Annotated in this window: 8 protein-coding genes and 1 other RNA gene; 5 read left to right on the top strand and 4 right to left on the bottom strand. The window is 64.3% G+C overall.

What is annotated here, in order from left to right:
- Positions 1–17: 17 nt before the first annotated feature.
- From ssrA to ABWV23_RS17745, 3 genes are all read right to left on the bottom strand, one after another.
- Positions 18–367: a transfer-messenger RNA gene (gene ssrA / locus ABWV23_RS17755) on the bottom strand.
- A 39-nt stretch (positions 368–406) separates the two neighbouring features.
- On the bottom strand, positions 407–1,141 hold the full coding sequence (locus tag ABWV23_RS17750; RefSeq protein ID WP_353350129.1) for a FadR/GntR family transcriptional regulator: 735 nt from the start codon (positions 1,139–1,141) through the stop codon (positions 407–409).
- Positions 1,142–1,279: 138 nt separating this feature from the next.
- Positions 1,280–1,858: a TetR/AcrR family transcriptional regulator gene (locus ABWV23_RS17745; RefSeq protein WP_353350127.1), complete on the bottom strand. Its 579-nt coding sequence runs from the start codon at positions 1,856–1,858 to the stop codon at positions 1,280–1,282.
- A 137-nt stretch (positions 1,859–1,995) separates the two neighbouring features.
- On the opposite strand from ABWV23_RS17745, the gene ABWV23_RS17740 reads away from it, so the two are divergent.
- Positions 1,996–3,216 carry a multidrug effflux MFS transporter gene (locus ABWV23_RS17740; RefSeq protein WP_353350125.1) on the top strand — a complete coding sequence of 407 codons (1,221 nt, stop codon included), beginning with the start codon at positions 1,996–1,998 and terminating at the stop codon, positions 3,214–3,216.
- An 87-nt stretch (positions 3,217–3,303) separates the two neighbouring features.
- Here the strand turns inward: ABWV23_RS17740 and gyrA are convergent, their stop codons facing one another.
- Positions 3,304–6,036, bottom strand: coding sequence for a DNA gyrase subunit A (gyrA, locus tag ABWV23_RS17735; RefSeq protein WP_353350123.1), 2,733 nt, complete (start codon positions 6,034–6,036; stop codon positions 3,304–3,306).
- 193 nt (positions 6,037–6,229) lie between these two features.
- On the opposite strand from gyrA, the gene ABWV23_RS17730 reads away from it, so the two are divergent.
- The 4 genes from ABWV23_RS17730 (at position 6,230) to pgl (ending at position 10,291) form a co-directional block, all read left to right on the top strand.
- Positions 6,230–6,499 (top strand): usg protein, encoded by a 270-nt coding sequence (locus ABWV23_RS17730; RefSeq protein WP_353350121.1) that lies wholly within the window; start codon positions 6,230–6,232, stop codon positions 6,497–6,499.
- A gap of 212 nt (positions 6,500–6,711) precedes the next feature.
- Positions 6,712–7,773 carry a hypothetical protein gene (locus ABWV23_RS17725; RefSeq protein WP_353350119.1) on the top strand — a complete coding sequence of 354 codons (1,062 nt, stop codon included), beginning with the start codon at positions 6,712–6,714 and terminating at the stop codon, positions 7,771–7,773.
- A gap of 383 nt (positions 7,774–8,156) precedes the next feature.
- The gene (gene zwf, locus ABWV23_RS17720; RefSeq protein ID WP_353350117.1) at positions 8,157–9,623 is read left to right on the top strand and encodes a glucose-6-phosphate dehydrogenase; all 1,467 of its coding nucleotides are present in this window, start codon (positions 8,157–8,159) and stop codon (positions 9,621–9,623) included.
- Entirely contained in the window at positions 9,620–10,291 is a 672-nt protein-coding gene (pgl, locus tag ABWV23_RS17715; protein WP_353350115.1) for a 6-phosphogluconolactonase, read from the top strand. Before zwf ends, pgl begins: the two co-directional genes overlap by 4 nt.
- Positions 10,292–10,304 lie beyond the last annotated feature (13 nt).

The following is a 10,304-nucleotide window of genomic DNA, read 5'->3' as shown; positions in this document are numbered from 1 at the left end:
AAACATGTGAGTGGGAAAGTGCAGGCTTCTGTTGCCAGGTGCCTGCGAACCCCGCCTTACGCGGCTAGGCGCAAGGGCTTAAGTTTCGGTCTGGTTACTGCTTACGCAGCAACGGCAACCGGAGCACGATTGTCATTTGCAATTGTACTTTTCGGACCGATAACGGTGGTACCTCACCGGAACAAAGCAAACCCCTTTAGACGTTCGTCGATCCTGTTTCGGCCCCATGATCCCCAAATGAAGGATGTTTGGTGGAGCCGCCGGGTACCGCCCCCGGGTCCGAACCGCTTATTACGAGCGCGTTTATGTCCATAGTCCCCGAGGGGACATCACGAATATAGGTGGGGTTTCGGGTGATTTGAAGGGGAAATCGTACGATCGACCCCTCCGGCACGGCAGGGCGGGGTCATCCGTGCCGCGCGGCCCGTTCGGCCATCACGTCGCGGGCCAGCTCCTGGGTGTAGACCTCCAGGTCACGCAGCGCGGCCTCGGCGCCGGTGGCGTCGCGGGCCTCGATCGCGCCGGCGATGCGGTCGTGCAGGGCGACGATCTCGGTGCGCGAACGGGCGCTGAAGGTGATCATGTTCATCAGCGGCTGCATCGCCTCGACCGCGCCGGCAAGCTGATAGGACAGCACCGGGTTGCCGGCGCCGTCCACCAGCGCCCGGTGGAACGCGACGTCCGAGGCGCAAAATGCCTCGTCGGTCAGGCCCGGCTGGCCCTGGCGAAAGATCTCGGCGCGCATGGTGGCGAGGTGGTCGGCGCTGCGCCGCTGGGCCGAGAGCGGCGCGCAGGCCCGTTCGAGCGCATAGCGCGCCTCGCAGGCGGTGTCGAAGCTGACCGCGTTCATGCTCAACAGCAGGGTCGAGGTGGTGATCTGCTGGCTGTAGGCATCCTCGTAACTGAGCCGCCGGACAAAGGCGCCGCCGGTGGCGCCACGCTGGGTGCGGATCAGGCTTTGCGCCGCCAACCGTTTCAGCGCCTCGCGCACCGTGGGACGGGAAACGTTGAATTGATCGGCAAGTTCGGCCTCGGAGGGCAGCCGTTCATCGACGATCAGCGCGCCAGACACGATCGCGTCCCGGATCGCCGCGGCGATCTGGGCCGAAAGATCGGCGGGTTTGGTGGGGTCGATTTTCATCGGTGGGTGAACTTCTTTTGTCTGACATTAAAAGGTCTGACATTTGAAAGGCAAGCGGCGATTCCACGGTGGAGGTCCGGGGGCGCTGGCAGGTTGACCGGCGCAGCGCGAGGGCAGGGCGGGAAGAGCCGTGAAAGGCTACCGCGTGAACACCTCTGCGGCGATGTCGCGCGCCAGACCCGCGTTCACAGGCTGCCCGTTCAACAGCCGGTACCAGAACGCCCCGTGGATGAACGTCGAAAGCATCTCGGGGTTGCGATCCTGCGCGAGTTTGCCCTGCGTCTGGGCCCGGCGCAACAGGGTCGTGACCATCTCTTCGCGCGGTCGGACAAATCGCCTGAAAAAGGCCGCGCGGAAGGAGGCATCCTGTTGCGCGGCGGCGATCAGGGCGCAAACGGTGTCTCCGTCCTGGGACAGGTGGGTAAAGACCTGCGCAAGAAACGCCTCGAGCTGCGCGCGGCAGCTTTCCCCAGCCTGATCCAGCGGCTCGGCGGCATAGCGCCCGGTTTCCTCGAACATCGCCTCGAGCACCAGATCGGCTTTGGTGTTCCACCGGTTGTACAGCGTCTGGCGCGCGACACCGGCCGCCTTGGCAATCTCGGCGATGGAGACCTTGGCGTACCCCTTCTCGCTCACCAGCCGCAGCGCGGCGGCCTTCAGCGCGGCGCTGGCCTGTTCGTTCGGCGGGCGTCCGCCGGATGCCGGTTTTTCGGTCATGCACACCTCCTGTCCGTGCCTGCACAGCCACATTGGATTGAATTGTGGACTCGTGTCCAGTAATTGGTATGTGGACTTCAGTCTAATAATTGTCCCCGCTGCCCGAAACCGGGCGCGTCGCCGTTTTCAGGATCCTCATGCCAACCACCTCCCTTACCCCGAGACATGCCGCCGCGATCACCGCCGTGCTGGGCCTGCTGTCGCTTTTCCCGCCGCTTGCGACCGACATGTACCTTGCCGCGATCGGCGATCTGGCCGCGTCGATGAAGGCCAGTCATTCGGCGGCCGAACTGTCGCTGTCGATCTTCTTTCTCGGCCTCTGTGCCGGGCAGATCGTCATGGGCCCCTTGATCGACGGCTACGGGCGCAAGACGCCCCTGCTGTTCGGGGCCGCGCTGTTCACGGCGACCTCGGTGGTCTTGCCGCTGATCGGTGATATCACCCTGTTCAACCTGGTGCGGTTCCTGCAGGCGATCGGGGCGAGTTCCGGAATGGTGGTGGGCCGGGCCGTCGTGCGGGATCTCTATGACGGGCAGCGCGCGGCAAAGGTAATGACGGTGCTGGTGATGTTGCTGACCATCGGGCCGATCGTCTCTCCGACGCTGGGCAGCCTGTTGCTGGAGGCGTTTGGCTGGCGCTCGATCTTTTGCACCATGGCGCTGGTGAGCGTGGTTGCCCTTGTGGCGTCGCTGCTGATCCTGCCCGAGACGCTGCCCCTGGCCAAGCGGGCCAGCCGCCCGTTCCGCACCGGGGTTTCGACCGCGCGGATGCTGCTGTTGCGGCGCAGCTTCGTTGTCCCGGCGCTGACGGCGGGCTTGGTGCAGGCCGGGATGTTCGCTTTTATCACCGGCTCTTCCGGGGTGTTCCAGGGGGTCTTCGGCCTCAGTTCCCTGCAATACGGGCTGGTCTTTGCGGTGATCGCGGCGGCGCTTGTCGTGTTCGGGCGGGTGAACACGCTCTTGCTCAACCGGTTCACGCCCGGACAGATCCTGAGCGCCGTCCTGCCGGCCCATGTCGCGGTGGCGCTGGTCTTGACCCTGCTGTCGGACGTGTCGTCGATCTGGGTATTCATTGCCCCCCTCTGGCTGACGATCGGGCTGGTCGGGCTTTTGTCGGCAAACGCCATGTCGATCGCGATGGGTGCGGCACACGAGGGGGCCGGCATCGGGTCGGCGCTTTTGGGGGCGATCCAGTTCGGCATTGCCTTCAGCGTCTCGTCCTGTGTCGCGTTGGGCGGTACGCACACGCCTTTGCCGATGGCGCTTGGGCTGTTACTGCCCTCAGGGCTGGCGACGGTGATCTGGATCGCCGCGCGGCGGCGTGAGCCGGTTGATGATGTGCTGACGGATGGCGCATAGGCGCGGTTCATCGACCGGAGCCTAAAGAAAAGGCGGGCCAACCGAGGGGGGGCGAGCGCCCAGCCGTGCGGCCGGACGCTCCATTGCTCAGCCCTCGTCGCCTTCCTCCTCGTCGCCGTGTTCGGCGATCCAGGCGACGCTGACCACTTCCTCGCCGCGGCCGGTGTCGAACACCTTGACCCCGCCGGCGCTGCGCGAGCGGAACGAGATCCCCTCGACCGGCACCCGGATCGATTGCCCCTTGGAGGTGGCGAGCATGATCTGGTCGTCCATATCGACCGGGAAGGAGGCAACGACGGCGCCGCCGCGCATCGCCTTGTCCATCGCGGCCACGCCCATGCCGCCGCGTCCGCGCACCGGGTAGTCGTGGCTGGAACTCAGCTTGCCCGAGCCGCCGGCGGTGATGGTCAGGATCAGGTTCTCGGCCGCCGACATCTCGGCATAGCGCTCCTGGCTGATCAAGCCGGGCTGGGCCTCGTCCTCGTCATCGCTCTCGGCATCGTCGGCAAGGCCAGCCACGGCGCGGCGCATCTTGAGATAGGCGGCGCGCTCCTCGGCCTCGGCCTCGAAGTGGCGGATCACCGACATCGACACGACACGGTCGTCACCGCTCAGGCGGATGCCGCGCACGCCGGTCGACTTGCGGCCCTTGAACACCCGCACATCGGTGACGGGAAAGCGGATCGCACGGCCGGAATTGGTGACGAGCATCACGTCGTCCTCCTCCGAGCAGATCCGCGCGTTGACCAGTTCGACCTCTTCAGGCAGGTCCATGGCGATCTTGCCGTTGCGCTTGACGTTGGTGAAGTCGCTCAGCGCGTTGCGGCGCACATCCCCGGCCGAGGTGGCGAAGACGATCTGCAGGTCGTCCCATTCGTCCTCGGGGCGGTCCACCGGCATGATCGCGGCGACGGAGACGCCCGTGGGGATCGGCAGGATGTTGACGATGGCCTTGCCCTTGGAGGTACGCCCGCCCAGCGGCAGACGCCATGTCTTGAGCTTGTAGACCATCCCCTCGGTCGTGAAGAACAGAAGCTGTGTGTGGGTATTGGCGACGAACAGGGTGGTAACCACGTCCTCGTCCTTGGTCGCCATGCCGCTGAGGCCCTTGCCACCGCGTTTCTGCGCACGGAAGTCGGCCAGCGGGGTCCGCTTGATGTAGCCGCCCGAGGTCACGGTCACAACCATGTCCTCACGCTCGATCAGGTCCTCGTCCTCCATGTCGCCGGACCAGTCGACGATCTCGGTGCGGCGCGGTACGGCGAAAAGCTCCTGCACCTCGCGCAGTTCGGTGCTGATGATCTCGAGGATGCGATCGCGCGAACCGAGGATTTCAAGGTATTCCTTGATCTTGGCGGCGAGTTCCTCGAGCTCGTCAGTGACCTCCTTGACGCCGATCTGGGTCAGGCGCTGCAGCCGCAGGTCGAGGATCGCGCGGGCCTGGATCTCGGACAGGTTATAGGTGCCGTCCTCGTTCATCGGATGGGTCGGGTCGTCGATCAGGCGGATATAATCGGCGATATCGGCGGCGGGCCAGCGCCGCTCCATCAGGCGGGTGCGGGCCTCGGCGGCATCGGCCGAGCTGCGGATGGTGGCGACCACCTCGTCGACGTTGGAGACCGCGACGGCCAGACCGCACAGCACGTGGCTGCGGTCGCGGGCCTTGCGCAGGTCGAAGGCGGTGCGCCGGATCACGACCTCTTCGCGGAATTCGAGGAACGAGGTCAGGAAGCGGCGCAGGGTGAGCTGTTCGGGCCGCCCACCGTTCAGCGCCAGCATGTTGCAGCCGAAAGAGGTCTGCATCGGGGTAAAGCGGAACAGCTGGTTCAGCACCACGTCGGGGGTGGCATCGCGCTTGAGTTCGACCACCACGCGCACGCCGTTGCGGTCGGATTCGTCCTGCACATGCGCCACGCCCTCGATCTTCTTTTCGCGGACCTGTTCGGCGATCTTCTCGATCATCGCGGCCTTGTTGACCTGATAGGGGATCTCGTCGACGACGATGGCATAGCGGTCTTTTCGCAGCTCCTCGATCCGGGTCTTGGCCCGGATGATGACGCTGCCGCGCCCCTCGAGATAGGCCTTGCGCGCGCCGGAGCGGCCCAGCATGACACCGCCGGTGGGGAAATCGGGGCCGGGAATATACTCGATCAGCTGCTCGCTGGTCAGGTCCGGCTCTTCGATCAGGGCCAGCGTGGCCTCGACCACCTCGCCCAGGTTGTGCGGCGGGATGTTGGTTGCCATGCCCACGGCGATGCCGCCGGCGCCGTTGACCAGCATGTTCGGGAACCGCGCCGGCAGGACCGTGGGTTCGCGGTCCTTGCCGTCATAGTTGTCCTGGAAGTCGACGGTGTCCTTTTCGATGTCCGCCAGCATGTAGGCCGCCGGCTTGTCCATCCGCACCTCGGTATAGCGCATGGCGGCGGCGTTATCACCGTCCATCGAGCCGAAGTTGCCCTGGCCGTCGAGCAGCGGCAGCGACATCGAGAAATCCTGCGCCATCCGCACCAAGGCGTCATAGATCGCGCTGTCGCCGTGGGGGTGGTATTTCCCCATCACGTCACCGACCGGCCGTGCCGACTTGCGGTAGGGTTTGTCATGGGTGTTGTTGGTTTCGTGCATCGCGTAGAGGATGCGGCGGTGCACCGGTTTCAACCCGTCGCGCAGATCGGGAATCGCGCGGCTGACGATGACCGACATGGCGTAATCCAGGTAGGATGTGCGCATCTCGGTTTCGATGGACACCGACGGCCCCGAGTGGACGGGGCGTTCCGGTGGGGTTTCGTCAGTGTTTTCAGGGGGTTCCGGCGTATCGCTCAACGGTCGTGCCCATTCTTTTTGCAGGGTCTATATCTTGTGCCGCCACCTTATCAGACCCGGTAGATAAGGTGCAATGGCCCTCTTCCAATCGTGCTGGCAGCCAAGGGCAGTGCTTGCTAACATGCTGTTTTTGTTGAAAACAAACAAATTCCGGCGATCATGGTCTTGTGAGAGCAAGAAAGAGGCCGAAAAGATGGAGACATCCGAAACCGAACTGATGCTGAAGGGGTACGGGCTGACCACGGCGGAGTTTTTCTATCACATGCCCGACTATGCCCATGTGCTGAACAGCTTTGTCTGGCAGGACTACGACCTTGCGCCGGACCACCCGCGGCTGTTCGAATTCGTCGAGTTCTGGCAAAAGGAGATCGAGGGGCCGCTGCATTCGGTGCGGTTCACCCATCGCAAGATGATCTCGCCCGGGGAATGGCGCAACGTGGTGGGCGAATTCACCTTGCACTGACGCCGAGCCGGGATACGGGGGCGCGCACCCGCCGGCCTGGCCGCGACCGTTGCCAACGTGCAAAGCCTATGTGGAAAAAACTAAACGTCTGGTTGTGCGATGGGGGCGCGCCGCCTAGGCTCAGGCCAAGGCCTCATGGTCGGGAACGGGAAACCGTGACCGGACCGTGAGGAGGTTGGAGAACAGGCATTCCATGAAAGGGACCGGGCATCATGCGCAGCACTTACTTTGGTACTGATCGCGACAACGTCTTGTCGGCGAGTTCGGAGATTCGCGAAAGCTTTTACGGGCTGAGCGGCAACGACGTCTTCTATTTCTACGGCATCGACGGGGTCGATCCGGATTACGATGTGTCGGACCGCTTCTTTGGTGGCACCGGGAAGGACCGGCTGCAGAATATCACGCTGAACTTCGACGGGGTGACCGGGCTCGATCAACTTGCCCGGCTAAGTTTCGACGGGGGCAAGGGATACGATACGCTGGCGGTTGATATCGGCGTCGACATGACGAGCTACACCGCGAAGACCGGCGATCTGAACCTGACCAGCATAGCGCCGCTGGTGCGGTCCGTTGAGCATCGCGAGTACGATATCGCGCTGTCCGCGATCAGTACGACGGTCGAGGAGTTGAGCATTACCGGCGGGGCGCGGGACGAGACGGTGCGGTTGACCCAAACCGCATCCATGGAGGCCACGTCGGTGATCCGCGTTGATCTGGGCGGCGGGGCGGACCGGTTCGAATACAACGCCAGTCTCGGTGTCGACAGCTCATTGATCGTGGATACCGGCAAGGGCGCCGACGTGGTGCTCATGAACGCCTCATCGACGGCGTACCCTGATGACTTTGACGCGGTGATCCGCACCCGGGGCGGGGCTGACACCATTGTTCTGGACGGGATGTATTCCGAAACCCTGAACGCGGGTCTGGGCAATGATTCGATCTACGTGCTTTCGGGCAGCTTCGAGGCGGCGCCAGACGTCATCCGCACCGGCAAGGGCAAGGACAAGATCTATCTGGAGCTTGACAGCTACTCCGAGCTGGCCAAGATCAAGGATTTCTCTGTCGAGAAGGACGTGATCGTGTTCGACGTCGACGAGTTCCGCGATACCGCAGTGACCTTTGACGAGGCGGTCTGGGCTGCGGCCGAGGAGGACAAGCTGTACATGGATACAGATGCGGGCAAGCTCTATTTCGGCGACAACGTTCTGGTCAGCTTCGGCGGGGCGATCGAACTGACCGAGGCGAATTTCCAGATCGACGAATGGGCGTACTGAGCCCGGCCTTTGCAGGCAACCGGCCTGGGGGTGGACTGCCGCCCTCGGGCCAAGCAACGCGCGTGCCCCGGCACGCAGAACCTGGTGCAACGGAGGACCCTCAGCCTGGTCCGGCATTTCGCCCAGTTGGGAATTCCGCGCCTTGGTCGGGTCGAGGCAGGCGCTCGCGCGGCGATCAATGAACTTGCCCGCGATGGCCGGCGGATCGTCTCTCATCCGGTGGTTTTCCCCGGTTTCGATCAGTTTGATCTGGCCTGAGGCGCTCAGGAAGTTAAAGTCAGCTTCGGCGGTCTGACGGAGTTGTGATGCCAGATCACACCCCCCGGGTTCTATGAAGACCGGGCGCCAGTCGGGTGCGAAAATGAAACGGCAGGAGGTTCAGCATGGCGTCGCGGGTGATACCGGTCGAGCCTTTCGACCTGATCGTGGTCGGAGCGACCGGCGATCTGGGGCGGCGCAAGATTCTGCCGGCGCTGTTCCGGCGGTTCTGCGCCGGGCAGATGCCGCCGCAGGCGCGGGTGATCGGCGCCGCGCGCAGCAAGATGAGCCGCGATGAATTTCGCGATGTCGTCGCTGGGGCCTTGCGTGAGTTCAGCCCGGCACAGGCCAGCGAGGCGGGCGCGCTGGCGGGGTTCCTCGACTGCGTCGACTACCAGGCGATCGACGCGCGCGGGTCCAGTGGCTGGCCGGAGCTGGGCGAAAAACTGTCGCCGGGTCGGGTGCGCGCCTTTTACTTCTCGGTGGGGCCGGACCTGTTCGGCGACCTGGCCCGGCGCATTCGCGAGTTCGGCCTGGTGTCCGATGATACCCGGATCGTGGTGGAAAAGCCCTTTGGTCATGACCTGGCCAGTGCGCGGGCGTTGAACGTGGCGCTGGCCGAGCAGTTCGAAGAGCGCGAGATCTATCGCATCGACCATTACCTCGGCAAGGAGACGGTGCAGAACCTGATGGCGGTCCGGTTCGGCAACATGCTGTTCGAGCCACTGTGGAACAGCCAGTATGTCGATCACATCCAGATCACCGTGGCCGAGACGGTGGGCGTCGGGGGCCGGGGTGAATATTACGATGGCGCCGGCGCCATGCGCGACATGATCCAGAACCACCTGATGCAGCTCTTGTGTCTGATCGCGATGGAACCGCCGGCGAAATTCGAACCCGATTCGGTGCGCGATGAAAAGCTGAAGGTGATCCGCGCGCTCGACGCGGTGCCGCCGCATCACATCGTGAGAGGGCAGTATACCGCCGATCCCGCGCATCCGGAGGCTGCGGCGGGCTATCGTGACGAGGTCGGACACCCGCGCAGCACCACCGAGAGCTATGTCGCGCTGAAGGCGCATATCAGCAACTGGCGCTGGGCCGGCACGCCGTTCTACCTGCGCACGGGCAAGCGGTTGGTGGCGCGCTCATCGGTGATCAACGTGATGTTCAAGGACGCGCCGCATTCGATCTTTGACGCCGATGCGGGGCGGCATGCCAATATCCTGACGATCCGGCTGCAACCGAACGAGGGGATCACCCTGCACGTGACGATCAAGGAACCGGGGCCGGGGGGGATGCGGCTGGTCGACGTGCCGCTGGACATGTCCTTTGCCGAGGCGCTGGGGCCCGACGGGCGCGACCCGGCGGATGCCTATGAACGCTTGATCATGGACGTGATCCGGGGCAATCAGACCCTGTTCATGCGCGGTGACGAGGTCGAGGAGGCCTGGGCCTGGACCGACCCGGTGATCGCGGGCTGGCAGTCGCGCGGAGATGTGCCTAAACCTTACGTGATCGGCAGCACCGGTCCGACCGATGCGGATTTGCTGATGAAACGCGACGAACGCAGATGGCGAGGGATAAACCCATGAACCTGGTGGAGTACCCGGATCGGGACATGCTGGCGATCGACCTTGCCAATTGCCTGGCCGGCGAGTTGAAGGCGCATCTCCTGAGCCATGACAGCGCCTCGCTCGCGGTGCCCGGCGGCACCACGCCGGGGCCGATCTTCGACGATCTCTGCGCCGCCGATCTCGATTGGGACCGGGTGCATGTCTTTCCCACCGACGAACGCTGGGTGCCGCAGGATCATCCGCGCTCGAACGGGCGGTTGATTTGCGAGCGGTTGATCACTGACCGCGCCTCATCGGCGCGGTTCCTGCCGCTTTATGCCCCGGCCGAAAATCCCGAGTACACGCTGGCCGAGATCGAAGCGATGCTGCTGCCGGAGCTGCCGATCTCGGTGCTGTTGCTGGGAATGGGCACCGACATGCACGTGGCCTCGCTGTTTCCCGGGGTCGAGGGCCTGGCGGCGGCGCTGGACCCGGATGCGCCGGTGCTGGCGGTGTTGCGTCCCGGCGCGGTCCCCGAACCGCGGGTATCGCTGACCGCGCGGGTGCTCGATGGCGCGATGTCCAAGCACCTGGTCATTTATGGCGATGAAAAGCGCGCCGCCCTGGAACGCGCGATGACCTTGCCGCCCGAAGAGGCCCCGGTTCAGGCCGTGCTGACGGGCGCGACGGTTCATTGGGCGCAATAGCTTTGATCAAAGG

It is taken from the genome of Aquicoccus sp. SU-CL01552 (genome assembly GCF_040365005.1).
Lineage (GTDB): Bacteria > Pseudomonadota > Alphaproteobacteria > Rhodobacterales > Rhodobacteraceae > Antarcticimicrobium.
Note: the sequence above shows the minus strand (reverse complement) of the source record. Positions and strands in the feature narration are given on the sequence as shown.

Excerpts from the sequence above, each read along its gene's own strand:
- ABWV23_RS17750 (WP_353350129.1), bottom strand. The coding sequence starts at position 1,141 with ATGAAAATCGACCCCACCAAACCCGCCGATCTTTCGGCCCAGATCGCC.
- ABWV23_RS17745 (WP_353350127.1), bottom strand. The coding sequence starts at position 1,858 with ATGACCGAAAAACCGGCATCCGGCGGACGCCCGCCGAACGAACAGGCC.
- ABWV23_RS17740 (WP_353350125.1), top strand. The coding sequence starts at position 1,996 with ATGCCAACCACCTCCCTTACCCCGAGACATGCCGCCGCGATCACCGCC.
- ABWV23_RS17730 (WP_353350121.1), top strand. The coding sequence starts at position 6,230 with ATGGAGACATCCGAAACCGAACTGATGCTGAAGGGGTACGGGCTGACC.
- ABWV23_RS17725 (WP_353350119.1), top strand. The coding sequence starts at position 6,712 with ATGCGCAGCACTTACTTTGGTACTGATCGCGACAACGTCTTGTCGGCG.
- zwf (WP_353350117.1), top strand. The coding sequence starts at position 8,157 with ATGGCGTCGCGGGTGATACCGGTCGAGCCTTTCGACCTGATCGTGGTC.
- pgl (WP_353350115.1), top strand. The coding sequence starts at position 9,620 with ATGAACCTGGTGGAGTACCCGGATCGGGACATGCTGGCGATCGACCTT.